Origin of the sequence: Bradyrhizobium huanghuaihaiense, assembly GCF_025200885.1 — a bacterium.
GTDB classification, from domain to species: domain Bacteria; phylum Pseudomonadota; class Alphaproteobacteria; order Rhizobiales; family Xanthobacteraceae; genus Bradyrhizobium; species Bradyrhizobium huanghuaihaiense.
Window position 1 is genome coordinate 7040896 of record NZ_CP104172.1, and the last position, 17176, is coordinate 7058071.

18 protein-coding genes are annotated in these 17176 nt (G+C 64.4%); 8 read left to right on the top strand and 10 right to left on the bottom strand.

Annotation, left to right across the window (positions count from 1 at the left end):
- Together N2603_RS33215 and fabI are read right to left on the bottom strand one after the other, a co-directional pair.
- Positions 1-600, bottom strand: coding sequence for a histidine phosphatase family protein (locus N2603_RS33215; RefSeq protein ID WP_260385454.1), 600 nt, complete (start codon positions 598-600; stop codon positions 1-3).
- Between the two features lie 12 nt (positions 601-612).
- The gene (fabI, locus tag N2603_RS33220; RefSeq protein ID WP_018648668.1) at positions 613-1428 is read right to left on the bottom strand and encodes an enoyl-ACP reductase FabI; all 816 of its coding nucleotides are present in this window, start codon (positions 1426-1428) and stop codon (positions 613-615) included.
- A gap of 172 nt (positions 1429-1600) precedes the next feature.
- Between fabI and N2603_RS33225 the strand changes: the two genes are divergently transcribed.
- Together N2603_RS33225 and N2603_RS33230 are read left to right on the top strand one after the other, a co-directional pair.
- Positions 1601-2089 (top strand): sigma-70 family RNA polymerase sigma factor, encoded by a 489-nt coding sequence (locus tag N2603_RS33225; RefSeq protein ID WP_011085414.1) that lies wholly within the window; start codon positions 1601-1603, stop codon positions 2087-2089.
- A 100-nt stretch (positions 2090-2189) separates the two neighbouring features.
- Positions 2190-2960 carry an anti-sigma factor family protein gene (locus tag N2603_RS33230; protein WP_260385455.1) on the top strand — a complete coding sequence of 257 codons (771 nt, stop codon included), beginning with the start codon at positions 2190-2192 and terminating at the stop codon, positions 2958-2960.
- A gap of 324 nt (positions 2961-3284) precedes the next feature.
- On the opposite strand, the gene N2603_RS33235 is transcribed toward N2603_RS33230, so the two are convergent.
- Both N2603_RS33235 and N2603_RS33240 read right to left on the bottom strand, forming a co-directional pair.
- Positions 3285-4247, bottom strand: coding sequence for a J domain-containing protein (locus N2603_RS33235; protein WP_260385456.1), 963 nt, complete (start codon positions 4245-4247; stop codon positions 3285-3287).
- Between the two features lie 108 nt (positions 4248-4355).
- Positions 4356-4763 (bottom strand): RT0821/Lpp0805 family surface protein, encoded by a 408-nt coding sequence (locus N2603_RS33240; RefSeq protein WP_018648671.1) that lies wholly within the window; start codon positions 4761-4763, stop codon positions 4356-4358.
- A 113-nt stretch (positions 4764-4876) separates the two neighbouring features.
- On the opposite strand from N2603_RS33240, the gene pdxH reads away from it, so the two are divergent.
- The 3 genes from pdxH to N2603_RS33255 all read left to right on the top strand — a co-directional run bounded on the left by pdxH (position 4877) and on the right by N2603_RS33255 (position 6808).
- Positions 4877-5518 carry a pyridoxamine 5'-phosphate oxidase gene (pdxH, locus tag N2603_RS33245; RefSeq protein WP_130370227.1) on the top strand — a complete coding sequence of 214 codons (642 nt, stop codon included), beginning with the start codon at positions 4877-4879 and terminating at the stop codon, positions 5516-5518.
- Between the two features lie 50 nt (positions 5519-5568).
- Positions 5569-6321, top strand: coding sequence for an SDR family NAD(P)-dependent oxidoreductase (locus tag N2603_RS33250; RefSeq protein WP_026312957.1), 753 nt, complete (start codon positions 5569-5571; stop codon positions 6319-6321).
- Between the two features lie 217 nt (positions 6322-6538).
- Positions 6539-6808 (top strand): hypothetical protein, encoded by a 270-nt coding sequence (locus tag N2603_RS33255; RefSeq protein ID WP_260385457.1) that lies wholly within the window; start codon positions 6539-6541, stop codon positions 6806-6808.
- A 277-nt stretch (positions 6809-7085) separates the two neighbouring features.
- Here the strand turns inward: N2603_RS33255 and N2603_RS33260 are convergent, their stop codons facing one another.
- Together N2603_RS33260 and N2603_RS33265 are read right to left on the bottom strand one after the other, a co-directional pair.
- Positions 7086-7319 (bottom strand): hypothetical protein, encoded by a 234-nt coding sequence (locus N2603_RS33260; RefSeq protein WP_080648185.1) that lies wholly within the window; start codon positions 7317-7319, stop codon positions 7086-7088.
- Positions 7320-7524: 205 nt separating this feature from the next.
- A complete protein-coding gene (locus N2603_RS33265) occupies positions 7525-8502 on the bottom strand; it encodes a magnesium transporter CorA family protein (RefSeq protein WP_018648677.1) in 978 nt (325 codons plus the stop codon).
- 326 nt (positions 8503-8828) lie between these two features.
- On the opposite strand from N2603_RS33265, the gene N2603_RS33270 reads away from it, so the two are divergent.
- Positions 8829-9515, top strand: coding sequence for a L,D-transpeptidase (locus N2603_RS33270; protein WP_018648678.1), 687 nt, complete (start codon positions 8829-8831; stop codon positions 9513-9515).
- Positions 9516-9551: 36 nt separating this feature from the next.
- On the opposite strand, the gene N2603_RS33275 is transcribed toward N2603_RS33270, so the two are convergent.
- A complete protein-coding gene (locus N2603_RS33275) occupies positions 9552-10634 on the bottom strand; it encodes an extensin family protein (RefSeq protein WP_260385458.1) in 1083 nt (360 codons plus the stop codon).
- A 65-nt stretch (positions 10635-10699) separates the two neighbouring features.
- On the opposite strand from N2603_RS33275, the gene N2603_RS33280 reads away from it, so the two are divergent.
- Positions 10700-12328 carry a fatty-acid--CoA ligase gene (locus N2603_RS33280; RefSeq protein WP_260385459.1) on the top strand — a complete coding sequence of 543 codons (1629 nt, stop codon included), beginning with the start codon at positions 10700-10702 and terminating at the stop codon, positions 12326-12328.
- Positions 12329-12540: 212 nt separating this feature from the next.
- Positions 12541-13395, top strand: a complete 855-nt coding sequence (locus tag N2603_RS33285) for a DUF1499 domain-containing protein (protein WP_260385460.1) — start codon at positions 12541-12543, stop codon at positions 13393-13395.
- A 136-nt stretch (positions 13396-13531) separates the two neighbouring features.
- On the opposite strand, the gene N2603_RS33290 is transcribed toward N2603_RS33285, so the two are convergent.
- The 3 genes from N2603_RS33290 to ribB all read right to left on the bottom strand — a co-directional run bounded on the left by N2603_RS33290 (position 13532) and on the right by ribB (position 17043).
- On the bottom strand, positions 13532-14455 hold the full coding sequence (locus N2603_RS33290) for an MBL fold metallo-hydrolase (RefSeq protein ID WP_260385461.1): 924 nt from the start codon (positions 14453-14455) through the stop codon (positions 13532-13534).
- Positions 14456-14621: 166 nt separating this feature from the next.
- Positions 14622-15836: an acyl-CoA dehydrogenase gene (locus tag N2603_RS33295; protein WP_018648683.1), complete on the bottom strand. Its 1215-nt coding sequence runs from the start codon at positions 15834-15836 to the stop codon at positions 14622-14624.
- Between the two features lie 130 nt (positions 15837-15966).
- Positions 15967-17043 (bottom strand): 3,4-dihydroxy-2-butanone-4-phosphate synthase, encoded by a 1077-nt coding sequence (gene ribB, locus N2603_RS33300; RefSeq protein ID WP_018648684.1) that lies wholly within the window; start codon positions 17041-17043, stop codon positions 15967-15969.
- Positions 17044-17176 lie beyond the last annotated feature (133 nt).

Below are 17176 nucleotides of genomic sequence, written 5' to 3' on the forward strand. Positions count from 1 at the left end.
CTAACTAAACTTCTCCAGCCGCCCGTCGCGGAACACGTAGACGGCGCCTTGCTCGATATAGAGCTCGGCGGCGCTGGCGGGGGTCTCCAGCCCCAGGGACACCATCAGGGCCCTGCAGGTCCCGCCATGGGCCACCGCGACCGTATCGGTCCGGAGCTGGTCGTACCAGGCCCGCACGCGGACCTGCACGTCGGCATAGGTTTCCCCGCCCGCAGGCCCCACGGTCCATTTGTCGGCGAGGCGCCTTGCATAGATGTCTGGATCCTTCGCCTCGCTCTCGGCCAACGTCAGCCCTTCCCAGGCGCCGTAGCCGATCTCGCGCAGACGATCGTCGAGCGTATAGCCGGCCACCGGCAGCTCGAGCTTGCCGCGCGCGAGTTCCATGGTCTGGCGCGCACGGCCGAGCGGGCTCGACACGTAAGGCAGCGCGGCCTTGTCGCGCCCGTCACGCCTGAACAGATCGGCCAAAACGCCGCCGGCCTGCACGGCCTGATTGCGGCCGCGCACATTCAGCGGAATGTCCCTGGTGCCCTGAAGCCGCCCGAGCGCATTCCACTCGGTCTCGCCGTGGCGAAGATAATAGATCGTAGGCCCGGGCATTGCAGATAAGAACTAGTCCTTCCCACCGAGCGAAATGTCCGGCGCGTCCGGGCGCTTCATTCCGAGCACGTGGTAGCCGGAATCGACGTGATGCACCTCGCCGGTGACGCCACGCGAGAGGTCGGAGAGGAAATACAGCGCGCTGCCGCCGACGTCTTCGGTGGAGACGTTGCGCCGCATCGGCGCGTTGGTCTCGTTCCACTTTAGGATATAGCGGAAATCGCCGATGCCGGACGCGGCGAGCGTCTTGATCGGACCTGCCGAGATCGCGTTGACGCGGATGTTCTTCTCGCCGAGATCGGCGGCGAGATAGCGCACGCTGGCTTCCAGCGCCGCTTTCGCCACGCCCATCACGTTGTAATGCGGCATCCACTTCTCGGCGCCGTAATAAGAGAGCGTGATCAGCGAGCCGCCATCGGTCATCAGCTTCTCGGCACGCTGCGCCACTGCCGTGAACGAATAGCAGGAGATCAGCATCGACTTCGAAAAATTCTCCTGCGTGGTGTCCACGTAGCGGCCGTCGAGCTGCTCGCCATAAGCGATCGCGTGCACCAGGAAGTCGATCTTGCCCCACTTCTCCTTCAGCACCGCGAAGACCGCGTCGATGGTCGCGGCGTCGGTGACGTCGCAATGGCCGAGCACGAGGCCGCCGATCTCGGCGGCAAGCGGCTCGACGCGCTTCTTCAGCGCATCGCCCTGATAGGTGAAGGCGAGCTCGGCGCCGGCGGCGTGGCATGCCTTGGCAATGCCCCAGGCGATCGAGCGGTTGTTGGCAACGCCGAGGATCACCCCGCGCTTGCCTTGCATCAGACCTGAATTCTGCGCCATTTTTGAACGTCCCGTCGAGCTCTCGTTGAGGTCTGGAGGTACACCAGCCCTCCCCTGCGGTACAGCCCTAATACGCGGCGTTAACGCTGTTTCGAGCGCCGGAATAGCCGTTCCATTCGGGTGTTATGATGATTGTGGCGCTTGCGCCGAACGGCAGGACATCAAAGACGGCATGAGTGCGTTTCGCCAGAGTGTGGAAGCCATGATCCCGGCGTTGCGCCGCTACGCCCGCGCGCTGACGCGCGATGCGGATGCGGCCGACGATCTGGTGCAGGACACGTTGGTGCGCGCGCTCCGTTCGGAGCGATTGTTTCTCGGAGGCGACGTCAGGAGCTGGCTCTATACGATCCTGACCAACCTCAACAAGAACCGGCGGCGCTCGCTGGCGAGGCGGCCGCAATTCATGCAGCTGACGGAGAACAACCCCGACGCCAGCGGGACCGAAGCCGAGGGCCGCGACATCGAGAAGGCGCTGGCAACGCTGGTCGAGGAGCAACGTTCGGTGCTGCTGCTGGTGATGCTGGAGGGCATGAGCTACCGCGAGGTCGCCGACATCCAGGGCGTGCCGATCGGCACCGTGATGTCGCGCCTGGCAAGGGCGAGAGCCCACGTGAAAGCTTCGCTGGAGGGTGAGCGCCCGGCGCTCAGGCGGGTGAAATGATGGCCGGGTTGATGCATCGCTTAATATCCGCCCGCAGGGCGAAGCGGACGAAGTTGAGCCACGAAGGATTTTTTGGGCCGCAGAGCCAGAGACGACCGATATGAACGACCGCAACATTCCCATCACCGAGGACGAGCTCCACGCCTATGTCGACGGCGAGCTGCCGGCCGAGCGAAGCGCCGATGTCGAGGCCTGGCTTGCCGCCCACCCGGAGGACGCCGAGCGGGTGCAGTCCTGGCGGACCATGGCCGAGATGCTGCACGCGCGTTACGACTCGGTCGCCCAAGAGCCGGTGCCGGCACGGCTGGAGCTCGAGCGGCTGGAGCGCCGTCCCCGGCAATGGCTCTATGGCGCCGCCGCGGCTGTGCTGGTGGCCTTCGTCGCCGGCGGCACCGCCGGCTGGGTGGCGCATGGTGCAGCCAACGCGCCTTCGACCTTCCAGAGCTTTACGGCGGACGCGCTCGACGCCCACCGCCTCTATGTCGTCGAGGTCCGTCACCCCGTCGAAGTCGGCGGCAACGAGCGCGATCATTTGCAGGCCTGGCTGACCAGGCGCTGCGGCTGGACCGTGTTCGCGCCGAATTTGGAGGCGAGCGGGCTGAAGCTGGTCGGCGGCCGGCTGCTGCCGGGGCCGAACGGGCCGGCGTCGTTCCTGATGTATGAGGGCGCCTCGGGCGAGCGGTACACGATCTACTCGGCCAAGACCGAGAATGGTGCGACGCAAATGCGCTATGCCAGGACGGACAAGGACGGCGCGCTGTTCTGGGCTGAGCGCGGCGTCGGCTATGTCGTCAGCGGCGGCGGTGATCGCGACCGGCTGACCAAGGTGGCGCAGGCCGTCTACGACCAAGCAGAGAAGAACGGCACCTAGACAACTGCACAGGCGCGGTGCCTCGATTCCGTCATTGAAAATTTGGAATCAAGACACGGGCGTGTCTCATTATCGCACCGGGTGTTCACGCGATTATGAGTAGCGTTCGATCCGCCGATCGACGCGGGCGGCCTCGATTGGGGTTTTTGGTACCGCGCTGGTCCCCCTCTCGAGGCCGCACCTTTTTATCGGCTGCCCCGCCGGACAGCCGACACGTCGAGCATGCGAGCCGAGAAGCGCTATCACGCCTCAGGCGTATGATGAGCATCATCTCGTGGACGATGCTTTCGGCTTCCAGGAAAACCCCTTCAGTTCGATCGCGCCCTAACCGAGCCCGCTACGTGGATTGTAGGGGTGCTGGTCCCGCCACTTTTCCATCAATGCTTCAAGCTCGGCGTCGTTCCCGTCCGGTAGCATAATCCTGATGGTGACGAAGAGATCCCCGGTTCCGCCAGATTTCGGCAAGCCCTTACCTTTGAGACGGAAGGTTCGGCCGCTGGAGGTGTTTTTCGGGACCGAAAGCTCCACCGCATTGCCGAGGGTGGGCACGCGGACCTTGGCCCCGAGCACCGCCTCGTAGAGCGTGACCGGCAGGTCGATCCTGAGGTCCGCGCCCTCGACCTTGAAGAACGGGTGCGGCGCGATGCTGATGGTGATCAGGAGATCGCCGGGCGGATGGCCCTGGGCGCTCTCGCCCTGCCCCCGCAGCCGGATCTGCTGGCCTTCGGTGACGCCGGCCGGAATCTTGACGTTGAGCTCCTTGCCGGTCGGCAGCCGCACCCGCTTCTCGCCACCCTTGACGGATTCTTCCAGCGAAACGGACATGGCGACGTTGACGTCGAGATCGAGCCCGACCCCGCCGGTGTCGAATTCGAACTGGGCACCGCCGCCGGCCCCGGGTCGCGCACCGCGCATCCCGCCGCCGAACATGCTGTTGAGGATGTCCTCGAAGGCGCCGCCGCCTTGGCCGGGTCCGCCGCCGGAGCGGAACGTATAGCTCTCGAACCCGCCGGGACCCGCGCGGCCGCGCGGCCCGCCGCCACCCGGAAAGCCCTGGAAGCGTGGCTTGCCCTCGGCGTCGATCTCACCGCGGTCGAACTGCTTGCGCTTGTCCTCGTCGCCGATGATCTCGTTCGCCGAGTTGATTTCGGAGAAGCGCTCGGCCGCCTTCGGATCGTCCTTGTTGCTGTCGGGATGGTGCTTCTTGGCAAGCTTGCGATAGGCGCTCTTGATCGCGGCAGCATTGGCGCTCCGCGGCACCCCCAAGACCTCATAGGGGTCGCGCATCCGTCACGTCTCCTTCAAGAATTCGAATTGTTCAAAGGGCTCCCCGCCCCACTCCGGGTGATGTGGGGAGAGAGTGGCATTTTTGCAACTAGGGGCGCGCGCCGATTCCTAGCTCCGCCACGGCTTTAGCGTATGAATCTCCCAACGGCCACGACTGCTTTGGCAACCGGCGCCCTGGAGCCAGCTTTCCGTGTTCCCGTTGACGTAGCTCGCCAGGAAATCTCGGCACTTGCGGCCATCCTCGGCGGCATAGGACTGCGCGATCGGCGTCACCGAGCCTCGCGCCCCAGTCTCCGGGTTCTCCCAGTGCTGGCTGGAATCCTTGTCGCCCTTGCTCAGCACGTCCGAGGCGGCGTTGCGGGCGAAGGCGAGATCGGTCTCCGTCGGCGCGGTGTCTTTCGCCGACCGCATGATCGAGCCGGTGAGGTCGCTGTCGTCGGCCTTGGCATAGGCACTCTTGTCACCGCGGGAGAAGCTGCAGCCGCCGGCACCCAGCCCGATCAGAATGATCGTCATGACAAGGCTGGACGGGCGGATCGCCGATAGGCCAACGCGTCCCCATGTCCTATATAGGGCGGTAGCGGACAACAACGCGTTTTGGGCCGCGGGACGCAACTCGGACTCCAGACATGACCGACACGACCTCGATGAAACACCAGACACCCTTAACATCCGGTGATTTCACCGCCGCCGACGAGCCATTTGCGCTGTTCGAGGCCTGGCTGAACGAGGCGATCAAGAGCGAGCCGAACGATCCGAACGCCATGGCGCTCGCAACCGTCGATCCCGACGGGCTGCCCGATGTGCGCATGGTGCTGATGAAGGGCTTCGATACCGAGGGTTTTGTCTTCTACAGCCACATCGCCAGCCAGAAAGGCCGTGAACTCGCCGCAAATCCTAAGGCAGCGTTACTTTTTCACTGGAAGTCGCTGCGCCGTCAGGTCCGCATCCGCGGCAACGTGACGCCAGTCACCGATGCCGAGGCGGACGCCTATTTCGCGACGCGGCCGAAGCAGGCGCAGATCGGCGCCTGGGCGAGCAAGCAATCCGAAGCGCTGGAGAGCCGCTTCGCTTTCGAGCAAGCCATCGCGAAAGTGGCGGCCAGGTACGTGATCGGCGAAGTGCCGCGGCCGCCGGGCTGGAGCGGCTGGCGCATCACGCCGGTGCGCATCGAGTTCTGGCACGACCGCCCATTCCGTCTGCACGACCGCATCGAATTTCGTCGTGACGCCGCCGGCCAGCCATGGTCCAAGACGCGGATGTATCCTTGAGCCTTGTCCTGAGCCTCATCTCGAGCTTTGGGCCGACCTGAAAGATGTCCATGCCGCATTCGTCCAACCTGCCGCGTCGTACGCTGCTCCTGACCGGAGCGAGCCGCGGCATCGGCCACGCCACCGTGATCCGCTTCTCCTCGGCGGGCTGGCGCGTCATCACCTGCTCGCGGCATGCGTTTCCGGAGGATTGCCCGTGGGACGCGGGCCCTGAAGACCACATCCAGGTCGACCTCGGCGACCCCGAGGACACTGCACGCGCGATCAACGAGATCCGCAACCGGCTCGAAGGCGGCGCGCTGCATGCGCTGGTCAACAACGCCGCGATCTCGCCGAAGGGCCCCGGCGGCTCGCGGCTCGGCTCGGTCGACACCGATCTCGACACTTGGACGCATGTCTTCCACGTCAACTTCTTCGCACCGATCATGATCGCGCGCGGACTGATCGAGGAGTTGAAGGCGGCCAAGGGGTCGGTCGTGAACGTCACCTCGATCGCGGGCTCGCGCGTGCATCCCTTCGCGGGCGCTGCCTATGCCACCTCGAAGGCAGCTCTCGCCGCGCTGACGCGCGAGATGGCATCCGACTTCGGCCGCGTCGGCGTGCGCGTCAACGCGATCGCGCCGGGCGAGATCGACACCTCGATCCTGTCGCCGGGCACCGAGAAGATCGTCGATCAGCAGATCCCGATGCACCGGCTCGGCACACCGGACGAAGTGGCCAAGATCATCTATGTGCTGTGCACGGACACCAGCTCGTACGTCAACGGCGCCGAGATCCACATCAACGGCGGCCAGCACGTGTAGGCGATGCTTCGCGGCGACTGGAGCGCTGCGCTACGTCCGGGCACGAGAGCGAAGTGTGATGCGCGCAGGCTCCACTCGTCATTGCGAGCGCAGCGAAGCAATCCAGATTGCCGCCGCCGAAAGACGCTGGATTGCTTCGTCGCTTCGCTCCTCGCAATGACGGAGTAAGAGGCGGCAGCGTCGTTCTCCGATCTCGGCAGCTTTTGTAGGATCGACGATGAAGATCGCAATTAGGGAACCGGCCCCGTTCTTTTCGAACGGTGATGAAGACAGCTTCTTTCACTGGCTGAAATCCATTGATGCAGTGAAGGACTTTGTCGGAAGTCCAAGAGGCTTGGAGGTGACATTAGAAGACCCCGTCGAAGACCTCAGTCTTCGGGAGCTAATTGGACTATTGACTCGGTACGGCCTCGACATGAGGTGCTTGCGGGGACTCCGCACGCAGCAGAACGAAGCATGGTTCGCAGACGAGCAGATGTTGGCATAAGTCCGTATTCAAGGACTGATGGGCTTACGACAGCTCGCGAATGGGTAGAGTGCAGCAAACGCCATGATGAGGACGCATGAGCGACAACGTCGAGGTCGTGCTGCGTGATGCCGAAAGGCACTTGGCTCCCTTCAGCCGCGACGGCGCCATCGCCGAGACCATCGTCTCGACGGCGCAGATCATACAGCGCTAGGTGATTTGCCGCGAAAGGCGGAAAGCGAGGCGATCCAGACAACGCCGCCGCAAGACCTGGATCGCCCGCCCTTCCTTCCGTTCCTCAATCGACTCGAATCCGACGCGACCGATCGCGCAGCCTTGGAGCTGCAGCACTTGGAGCTGCGGCATTGAATGCAGTCGAGCAGTCGTCGTCGTTCTCGCCATCGAGCAGCGGAGCACCACAGTGCCGGCACAGGCGTGCCGACATCGACGACGCCTTGCCGCTCGCCAGGACCTGACGATAGTTCGCCAGATCGATGACGTTGCGGGGCGACGTTATGTGTTTTTCAACCATGGCTGTTCCTCGCGGCTACGCACTACTTATCGCAGACAAGTTTCGCGCAAACGTTCAGCCCACCGCTCAAATTTTACCGGAGGAATTGGGGCAGCAAACACGCATCACCGCGACGCCGCAAACCCGCTCTATTCTGCGACACGATGCGCCGTGTCTCTGCGACCAGCGTAAGGTCTCGGTAGCTATTTTCCGAGAGCGGACGAGATCACAGCCACTTCTTCCATTTGAAGATCCAGTACGGGACGATGGCGGCGATCAACATCATCACCAGCGCCATCGGATAGCCGTGCACCCATTCGAGTTCCGGCATTGCCTTGAAGTTCATGCCGTAGATCGAGGCGATCAGCGTCGGCGGCATCAGGACAACGGCCATGACCGAAAACAGCTTGATGATGTTGTTCTGCTCGAGATTGACGACACCGAGCATGGCGTCGAGCACGAAGGTGATCTTGTTGGAGAGATAGGAGGCATGGTCGGTCAGCGAGACGACGTCGCGCTGCATGGTCTTGAGCTGCTCGCGCATGTCCTTCGACCATTTGACGCCTTCCACCACCGCCGAGAGGAATGCGGCGACACGGCCGATCGAGACCAGGCTCTCGCGGACCTTGGAGGTCAAATCCCCCTTGCGGCCGATCGAGATCAGGATCTGGGAATATTGCTTGGCGTGACCGTGGCGCTCGCTTTCGGGCTCGAAGATGTCGTGCGAGACCTGGTCGATCTCGGCGCCGCAGCGCTCCAGAATGTCGGCGCAGCGGTCGATCACGGCATCCAGCAGTTCCATCAGTACCATCTCGCCGGTGATGGACGGCGTGCAGGAGCGGGCGAGCTTGGCCTCGACCAGCGCAAACGGCTTCGGCAGGTCGTAGCGCACCGTCACCAGGCGATGGTCGCCGAGGATGAAGGTCACCGCGGTGGTCCGGGGCATGTCGGTATCGGAGTGGCACATCAGCGTCGCGGTCATGTAGCGCGCGCCGTTCTCGATATAGAGCCGGCTGGAGATCTCGATCTCCTGCATGTCTTCTCGAGTCGGGATGGCGATGCCCGCCAGCCGCTCCACGGCCTTGTCCTCGGCGGCTGAGGGGTTGACGAGGTCGATCCAGACCGCGTTCTCCGGCAGCACCGTCAGATCCTCGATCACCGCCTTCTTGAGGGAGGACTCGGAGGGAACAAACACCGAAAACATGAACAACTCCAGAGAACCTGCGACAGAATGACAGCCTTTAGCGCGATTCTGACAGGTTCACGATGACAACAACATTAACGGAGGGTTTGCATTTGTGGCGCTACTGTGGCGCGAAATCGACAGTTCGGACCTCCTTTGCCAAAAATCCCCCACAGCGTCGCAAAACTTGCGGCAGAAAAGCCACAGCTTGGGTCTCGCAGCGCGGGAAAAGGCCTTCAGCGCTGGAATTGTGGCAGATTTCAACGATAATGGGCTTAACGGAGTCGAGGAACTTGGGCGGTAAGCTTGGGCCTTCCGCACGGTATTGTTTTGATTGGAACCAAATCATGTCGTCGCTGAAAGTTAAGTTGGGAATTTTGGCCGCGGGCCTGATGCTGTCGGGCTGCATGCAGGCCACGCATTTCGAGGCGACCGACACCAAGGCATTCAAGCCGAAGGACAAGGAACTGCTCGCCAAGGTCCGGTACGAGAACACCCCGGTCGCGGAGCCGTTCCGCCGCGCCATCGTCGAGTACCACCGCAAGGAATCGCCGGGCTCGATCGTGGTCGATTCCGACAATCACTATCTTTATTACGTGCAGGATGGCGGCAAGGCGATCCGTTACGGCATCACCGTCGGCGAAGAGGCCATGGCCTGGTCGGGCATCGCCAAGGTCGGCAGCAAGACCGAGTGGCCGGCCTGGCACCCCACCCCCGGCGAAATTTCGCGCCTGGGCGTGCCGACCTATGTCGCACCCGGCCCGGACAATCCGATGGGCTCTCGCGCGATTTACCTCTATTCCGGCGGGAAAGACACATTGTTCCGCATCCACGGCACCAACCAGCCGGAATATATCGGCGCCTCGATTTCGTCAGGCTGCATCCGCCTGACCAACGAGGACGCGATCGATCTCTATGATCGCGTCAAGGTCGGCACGATCGTGGTCGTGCTCGAGCCGAAGCACGGCGACTCGCCCTACAATTCCCGGCTGGCGCTCGGCGCCGGCGGAACCGGCCAGGCGGGCAGCTACTGATCGCCTCCTGACCTCTGACATCCAAAAGCGCCGGTCTTACCGGCGCTTTTTTGTTGCCGGCTTGTGCGGCTGAGCCTTCTTCTCGGGTGCCGTCTTGTCCTCAGGCGCGGGGGATTTCTCCGCGGCCTCGTCATCAGCGCCTTCCTTTGCCCCGGGCTTGGCCGCGACCTCGCGCGGCGGCGCCTCCTCGGGACGCTCCGCCGGCAAGAGCGGCGCGACCTGCGGCAGGGGATCCCAGACGTTCCACTGGCAGATCCGGTAATCGTTGCGCCGCTGGGCGAGATCGAGATGGATATGGTCCTCGTGGTACCAGTCCGAGCCCGGCCCGAGCACGGTGGAGAAGCGTGTGCAGACCGAATGCAGCACGCGCTCGCGAACGTCGCGCGACATGGTGCGGTCGGTGAGGCCGATCGACTGCCCATTGGCGAGCTTGATGGCGCGGACGTCGAGCGCGTTGGCCTTGCCGTGCTCGGACAGCATCGCGCCGGCGATGCGGTTGCGGCCCCGGCATTCGAAGCTGTCGAAATTGTCGAGATCGCTGATGGTCGTGCCGAGGCTCGCGGCCAGCGGCACCATGTCCTTGCGCACCCAGTCGGCGATCGCGGAGGCCATGGTACAGCGGAGGATCGCCGCCGGCTTCACCGTCACCTTGCGCTTGTCCGGCAGCACGATGGCCTCGAGCCGCACCAGATCCTCGCCGCCACAGGCGCCGGGGCCGCGGATATCCGGGATGGAAGGTGCGATCGCGATCTCCTCGGTCAGCGCAAGGCGGCAGGCGGAGACCTGCTTCTCGGGCGGTCGCGCGGCTTCGGCGGGCCTGGTGTCACCCGGCTTGTCCGGGGACGGCTTGCCCTCCACCTGCGGCGGGGCCTCGTCCGACGCTTTCGGGGCCTCCTCAGGGCGTGGTTTCGGGAGCGGGATCCTGGCGGAATGAACCTTCGCACGCGGCCGTGGTGCAGCAATGCCAAAGATATCCAGCGGGGAAGCATATTTTCGCGCCTCTGCCCGCTCCGTCAGCACAAGCGTCAGCCCCAGCGCGACGGTAACCATTGCCGCGCCGGCGGACATATAGCCGCGACAAGACCATTTGCGGCGAAAGTCCGGCAGGCTAAAATTCATGACAATTCATTGGCCCAACGCTGAGAGCAAAAACGCGCCCAGCGACTTCTCGGAGGAACGTCGGAATGCTTGGTTTGATGCAAGACTGGCCCCTGCTCTGCCACCGGATCATCGAACACGCCGCCAGGATTCATGGCAAGCAGGAGGTGGTCACGCGATCGGTCGAGGGACCGATCCACCGCACCAACTATGCCGAGATCCACAAGCGCGCGCTCAAGGTCTCCCAGATGCTGGAGCGCGACGGCATCAAGCTCGGCGACCGCGTCGCTACGATCGCCTGGAACACCTGGCGCCATCTCGAGGTGTGGTACGGCATCATGGGCATCGGCGCCATCTGCCATACCGTCAATCCCCGCCTTTTCCCCGAGCAGATCGCCTGGATCATCAACCATGCGCAGGACCGCATCGTGATGACCGACATCACCTTCGTTCCGATCCTGGAGAAGATCGCCGACAAGCTGCCAAGCGTGGAGCGCTACATCGTGCTCACGGACAAGGCGCATATGCCGCAGACCACGCTGAAGAATGCGGTGGCCTACGAGGACTGGATTGCGCAGGCCGACGGCAAATTCAAATGGAAGGACTTTGACGAGAACACGGCGGCCGCGATGTGCTACACGTCGGGCACCACGGGCGACCCGAAGGGCGTGCTGTACTCGCATCGCTCCAACGTGCTGCACGCGCTGATGGCCAACAATGTCGACGCGCTCGGCACCAGCGCCTCCGAGACGATGCTGCCGGTGGTGCCGCTGTTCCACGCCAACAGCTGGGGCATCGCGTTCTCGGCGCCCTCGCAGGGCACCAAGCTGGTGATGCCCGGCGCCAAGCTCGACGGCGCCTCGGTGTACGAGCTGCTCTCGACCGAGAAGGTGACGCACACCGCCGGCGTGCCCACGGTGTGGCTGATGCTGCTCCAGCACATGGCCGCCAATAATCTGAAGCTGCCGGAGCTGAAGATGGTGATCTGCGGCGGCTCGGCGATGCCGCGCTCGATGATCAAGGCCTTCCTCGACATGGGCTCGAGCGTCCGCCACGCCTGGGGCATGACCGAGATGAGCCCGATCGGCAGCGTCGCGGCGCTGAAGCCGCCGTTCCAGAACGCAACCGGCGATGCCAAGCTCGACGTCCTGCAGATGCAGGGCTATGCCCCCTTCGCCGTGCAGATGAAGATCACCGACGATGCCGGCAAGGAGCTGCCCTGGGACGGCAAGACTTTCGGCCGCCTCAAGGTCTCCGGGCCCGCCGTCGCCAAGGCCTATTACCGCGTCGACGCCAACATCCTCGACGAGGAAGGCTTCTTCGACACCGGCGACGTCTCGACCATCGACGAGGACGGCTATATGCGGATCACCGACCGTTCCAAGGACGTGATCAAGTCCGGCGGCGAGTGGATCTCCTCGATCGACCTCGAAAACCTCGCGGTCGGCCATCCGGCCGTGGCGGAAGCCGCCGTGATCGGCGTGTTCCACCCCAAATGGGACGAGCGGCCGCTCCTGATCGTGCAGCTCAAGCAGGGCCAGCAGGCGAGCCGCGAGGACATCCTGAAATTCATGGACGGCAAGATCGCCAAATGGTGGATGCCGGACGACGTCGCCTTCGTCGACGGCATCCCGCATACCGCGACCGGCAAGATCCTGAAGACGGCGCTGCGCGACCAGTTCAAGGATTACCGCTTCCCGAACGCGGCGGCGTAGCCGGGCGAAGCACCACGCACCGTCATTCCGGGATGGTCCGAAGGACCAGACCCGGAATCTCGAGATTCCGGGTTCGCCCTTCGGGCGCCCGGAATGACGGGCCGTAACAGTCCGGTCTCCCTTGAATTTGCCGCCGGGCCGTGGTCTCAACGGCCCATCGTCGCGCCAGATCGGCCGGCACCGCCTCCAAGACCCCGGCAGAGCTTCACCCGATGGCCCGCAGGTTTTCCGCTCCCTACCAGACGGAGCCCGTGTCCAGCCTCGCCAGCTGGGCGCGAAATCTCGCTGTGTTCGCGGTGGTGGCCGTCCTGGTGTCGATCCTCGTCGTCCGCTTCGGCTTCCTGGAGCCGAAGCCGGCGCTCGTCACCTTCTTCGGGGGCCTCGCGATCGCCGGGCTCTCGATCCTGTTCGGGCTCGCGGGCTTCGCCGCGATCTGGCAGAACGGCTCGCGCGGCATGGCGCGCATCCTGCTCGCGTTCCTGATCGATGGCGCGATCCTCGCCTACCCCGCCTATCTCGCCCTGCAATACCGCAAGCTGCCGGCGATCCACGACATCACCACCGACCCGATCGACCCGCCCCGCTTCGACGCTTTGGCGCGGCTGCGCGCCGGTGACGGCGCCAATACGGCCGTCTATGCCGGCCTCTATTCGGCCGAGCAGCAGCGCCATTTTTATCCTGATATCGAGCCGATCGAGCTCGAGATCCCGGTCGATCGCGCCTATGCGATCGCGCTGCAGCTGGTCAACAAGCGCAAATGGCTCGTCATCGACGAGCGCGCGCCGCAGCCGCCGCGCCGCATGGGTCGCATCGAGGCGGTGGCCCGCACGCCCATCATGGGCTTGCGCGAGGACATTTCCATCAGGGTCGTGCCCGACGGCGAGGATTCCCGCGTCGATATCCGCTCCGCCTCGCGCTATTTCGATAGCGATCTCGGCAGCAATGCCGCACGCGTGAAAAAATTCATCGAGGATCTCAACACCGCCGCCGATGCGGACGCGCTCAAGCCGGTGAAGAAGACCCCGGTCGCGCCGCCGAAGGCCCCGGCGAAGACGGTGAAGAAATAGCCCTGGTGTCATTCCGGGGTGATGCGCAGCATCGAACTATGATGCGCATTTGCGCATCAGAGAATCCATTCATCCACCAACACTGCGGCCCGTGGATTCCGGGTTCGCGCTGGTGCGCGCCCCGGAATAACGAGGGCTAGGCGCCCGCCATCCGGTACGTCCCGGTGATCACGGGATCGCCGTCGGTTGCCACCACACCGCGGGCGACGAGATCTTCCAGATGCGCCAGCACGGAATAGCCGGCGGCCGTCGTCAGCCTCGGATCGATGCCGATATAGATCGCGCGCACCATGGTCGGGATATCGGCTTCGCCCTTGGCGAGGCGGTGCAGGATCGAGGCCTCGCGCGCCTTGCGGTGGCGGATCAGGAAACGCACGAAGCGCGGGCCGTCGGGGATCTCGGGGCCGTGGCCGGAGAAATAGAGATCCTCCTCGCGCGCGGCGAGACGGTCGAGCGAGTCCATGTAGTCGATCATCGAGCCGTCGGGCGGCGCCACGATCGAGGTCGACCAGCCCATCACATGGTCGCCGACGAAATTGAATTTCCGCTCCGGCCAGGCGAAGGCGAGGTGGTTGGCGGTGTGGCCGGGCGTCGCCACCGCCTCGAGGCGCCAGCCGGCACCCTCAACCACATCGCCATGCGCGATCCTGATGTCGGGCGCGAAATCGCGATCGACGCCGGATTCCGGATTGTGCTTCTCGCTCTCGAAGCGCGGGCGCGAGGCGCGGTGCGGGCCTTCGGCATAGACCGGCGCGCCGGTCGCCTGCTTGATCCGCGCAGTGTTCGGTGAATGGTCGCGATGGGTGTGGGTGACGAAGATGTGGCTCACCGTCTCGCCGCGCACGGCATCGAGCAGCGCGGCCGCATGCGCCGCATCATCAGGGCCGGGATCGATGATCGCGACGTTGCCGGTGCCGACGATGTAGCTGACTGTGCCGGTGAAGGTGAAGGGGCTCGGATTGTTACAGAGCACGCGCCGCACGCCGGGACGGACTTCCTCGACGACGCCAGGCTGAAGTGGAAAGTTCCGGTTGAACGGGACGTCGTCGTTGTCGGACATGAGACTTCCTGTACGTACCGCCACACTCTTCGTCATACCTCGCGAAGGCGGGGTATCCAGTACGTCGCGGCGTCTGTGGCGAAGGCGAGGTCTCTGGGATACTGGATCGCCCGCCTTCGCGGGCGATGACAGGGGAGCAAACTAGCCACAGCCGAAGAGCGCGGGCTCAGAAGAACGCCTGGATGCCCGTGATGGCGCGTCCCAGGATCAGGGCGTGGACGTCGTGGGTGCCCTCGTAGGTGTTGACCGTCTCGAGGTTATGGACATGGCGCATCACGTGGTACTCGATCGAGATGCCGTTGCCGCCATGCATGTCGCGCGCGACGCGGGCGATGTCGAGCGCCTTGCCGCAATTGTTGCGCTTCATGATCGAGATCATCTCGGGCGCGAACTTGCCCTCGTCCATCAGGCGGCCGACGCGAAGCGAACCCTGCAGGCCGAGCGCGATTTCGGTCTCCATGTCGGCGAGCTTCTTCTGCACCAGCTGGGTCGCCGCCAGCGGCTTGCCGAACTGCTTGCGGTCGAGCGTGTACTGGCGGGCGCGATGCATGCAGTCCTCGGCCGCGCCGAGCGCGCCCCAGGAGATGCCGTAACGGGCGCGGTTGAGGCAGCCGAACGGGCCTTTCAGGCCGGAGACGTTGGGCAGCAGCGCATCTTCGGGAACCACGACCCCGTCCATCACGACCTCGCCGGTGATGGAGGCGCGAAGCGAGAGCTTGCCGCCGATCTTCGGCGCGGAGAGGCCCTTCATGCCCTTCTCCAGCACGAAACCGCGGATCTGGTTGTCGTGCGCCGCCGACTTGGCCCAGACCACGAACACGTCGGCGATCGGCGCATTCGAGATCCACATCTTGCTGCCGGTCAGGCGATAGCCGTCCGAGACCTTCTCGGCGCGGGTCTTCATGCCGGCCGGATCGGAGCCGGCGTCCGGCTCGGTCAGGCCGAAGCAGCCGACCCACTCGCCGCTGGCGAGCTTCGGCAGATACTTCTTGCGCTGGTTCTCGTCGCCATAGGCGTAGATCGGGTACATCACCAGCGAGGACTGCACCGAGTTCATCGAGCGGTAGCCGGAATCGACCCGCTCGATCTCGCGCGCGACGAGCCCGTAGGCGACGTAGCTCGCATTGGCGCAGCCATATTCCTCGGGCAGCGTGATGCCGATCAGGCCAAGCTCGCCCATCTCGTTGAAGATCTCGCGGTCCGTCGTCTCTTCCAGATAGGCCTTGGAGACGCGGGGCAGCAGCTTGTCCTGAGCGTAGGCGCGCGCGGTGTCGCGCACCATGCGCTCGTCTTCGGTCAGTTGCTCGTCGAGCAGGAACGGATCGTCCCACTGGAAAGAAGCCGCAGCCGGCTTGTCCTTGGCCTGAGGGCGCACGCTCATGAAACGTCCTTTCGCGTCTGGTTCCGTCTAGAAATTGCCCGACAAATTAAAGCGCCGCGGCAACAAGTGCAATTGCATCCTTGCTTCGTCATTCCGGGTCACGCAACGCTGCGGACCCGGAAACGGCGTGTCAGGTCTCGAGCTGCTCGTTGGCGACGATCTCGATGCCGAAGCCCGACAGGCCCTTGTAGTCGTGGACCGATGAGGTGAGATGCCGGATCGAGGTGACGCCGAGATCGCGCAGGATCTGCGCGCCGACGCCGATTTCGCGCCACTGGCGGTTGCGGTCCGCCTCGGTCGAGGTCTCGTCCGGAAGCGGGGACACGGGCACACCGGCGGCGCCGTCGCGCAAATAGACCAGCACGCCGCGGCCGGTCTTCTTGAAATGCTCGAGCACGGCGGCCATGCGCTTGTGGCCGGTGAAGGTGTCCTTGACGATGTTCGGCTTGTGGAAGCGCGTCAGCACGTTCTTGCCGTCGCCGACGCCGTTGTAGACGAAGGCGACGTGGGCGATGGAATCGAACGGCGAACGGTAGGCATAACCCTGCAAGGGGCCGATCGGGCTGTCGATGACGAAGGTCGAGACCCGCTCGATCAGCTTTTCGCGCGCCTGGCGGTAGGCGATCATGTCCGCGATGGTGACGTGCCTGAGCTTGTGCCTGGCGGCGAACTGCGCGACCTGCTCGCCCTTCATGACGCTGCCGTCGTCGTTCATCAGCTCGCTGATGACGCCGACCGGCGGCAGGCCGGAGAGCTTGCAGAGATCGACGGCGGCCTCGGTATGGCCGGAGCGCAGCAGCACGCCGCCATCCTTGGCGATCAGCGGGAAGATGTGGCCCGGCCGGGCGAAGTCATGCGCGCCGACATTGGGATTGGCGAGCGCCCGGCAGCACGAGGCGCGCTCCTCGGCCGAGATGCCGGTGCCGCCGTCGGGCTTGTAGTCGATCGAGACCGTGAACGCTGTGGTGTGCGCGGAATCGTTGTGGGCGACCATCGGATCGAGCCGCAGGCGGCGGGCGTCCTCGGTGGTCACGGGGGCGCAGACGATGCCGGAGGTATGGCGGATGATGAACGCCATCTTCTCGGCCGTGCAGAGCGAGGCGGCGACGATCAGATCGCCCTCGCCCTCGCGGTCCTCGTCGTCGGTGACGACGACGAGCTCGCCCCTGGCAAAGGCCTGCAAGACTTCCTGGACGGTATCGGGCATGTCCCAATCTCTATCGGTTATGGGGCCGGAGGCTTGCCGGACGCCTTAGCCGGACTTGGCTCCAAGCGCTAGTGTCCTGGACGCAACCGCATATGCCTGACGGCGGGCCGGCCCGCGAGCCTCAGGCTTGCAC

What these genes read in the sequence shown, in the direction of transcription:
- N2603_RS33225 (WP_011085414.1), top strand. Translation starts at nt 1,601, where the DNA reads ATGAGTGCGTTTCGCCAGAGTGTGGAAGCCATGATCCCGGCGTTGCGC.
- ribB (WP_018648684.1), bottom strand. Translation starts at nt 17,043, where the DNA reads ATGCCCGATACCGTCCAGGAAGTCTTGCAGGCCTTTGCCAGGGGCGAG.
- pdxH (WP_130370227.1), top strand. Translation starts at nt 4,877, where the DNA reads ATGACCGACACGACCTCGATGAAACACCAGACACCCTTAACATCCGGT.
- N2603_RS33275 (WP_260385458.1), bottom strand. Translation starts at nt 10,634, where the DNA reads ATGAATTTTAGCCTGCCGGACTTTCGCCGCAAATGGTCTTGTCGCGGC.
- N2603_RS33260 (WP_080648185.1), bottom strand. Translation starts at nt 7,319, where the DNA reads ATGGTTGAAAAACACATAACGTCGCCCCGCAACGTCATCGATCTGGCG.
- N2603_RS33295 (WP_018648683.1), bottom strand. Translation starts at nt 15,836, where the DNA reads ATGAGCGTGCGCCCTCAGGCCAAGGACAAGCCGGCTGCGGCTTCTTTC.
- N2603_RS33235 (WP_260385456.1), bottom strand. Translation starts at nt 4,247, where the DNA reads ATGCGCGACCCCTATGAGGTCTTGGGGGTGCCGCGGAGCGCCAATGCT.
- N2603_RS33265 (WP_018648677.1), bottom strand. Translation starts at nt 8,502, where the DNA reads ATGTTTTCGGTGTTTGTTCCCTCCGAGTCCTCCCTCAAGAAGGCGGTG.
- N2603_RS33240 (WP_018648671.1), bottom strand. Translation starts at nt 4,763, where the DNA reads ATGACGATCATTCTGATCGGGCTGGGTGCCGGCGGCTGCAGCTTCTCC.
- N2603_RS33285 (WP_260385460.1), top strand. Translation starts at nt 12,541, where the DNA reads ATGGCCCGCAGGTTTTCCGCTCCCTACCAGACGGAGCCCGTGTCCAGC.
- N2603_RS33290 (WP_260385461.1), bottom strand. Translation starts at nt 14,455, where the DNA reads ATGTCCGACAACGACGACGTCCCGTTCAACCGGAACTTTCCACTTCAG.
- N2603_RS33255 (WP_260385457.1), top strand. Translation starts at nt 6,539, where the DNA reads ATGAAGATCGCAATTAGGGAACCGGCCCCGTTCTTTTCGAACGGTGAT.
- N2603_RS33270 (WP_018648678.1), top strand. Translation starts at nt 8,829, where the DNA reads ATGTCGTCGCTGAAAGTTAAGTTGGGAATTTTGGCCGCGGGCCTGATG.
- N2603_RS33250 (WP_026312957.1), top strand. Translation starts at nt 5,569, where the DNA reads ATGCCGCATTCGTCCAACCTGCCGCGTCGTACGCTGCTCCTGACCGGA.
- fabI (WP_018648668.1), bottom strand. Translation starts at nt 1,428, where the DNA reads ATGGCGCAGAATTCAGGTCTGATGCAAGGCAAGCGCGGGGTGATCCTC.
- N2603_RS33215 (WP_260385454.1), bottom strand. Translation starts at nt 600, where the DNA reads ATGCCCGGGCCTACGATCTATTATCTTCGCCACGGCGAGACCGAGTGG.
- N2603_RS33280 (WP_260385459.1), top strand. Translation starts at nt 10,700, where the DNA reads ATGCTTGGTTTGATGCAAGACTGGCCCCTGCTCTGCCACCGGATCATC.
- N2603_RS33230 (WP_260385455.1), top strand. Translation starts at nt 2,190, where the DNA reads ATGAACGACCGCAACATTCCCATCACCGAGGACGAGCTCCACGCCTAT.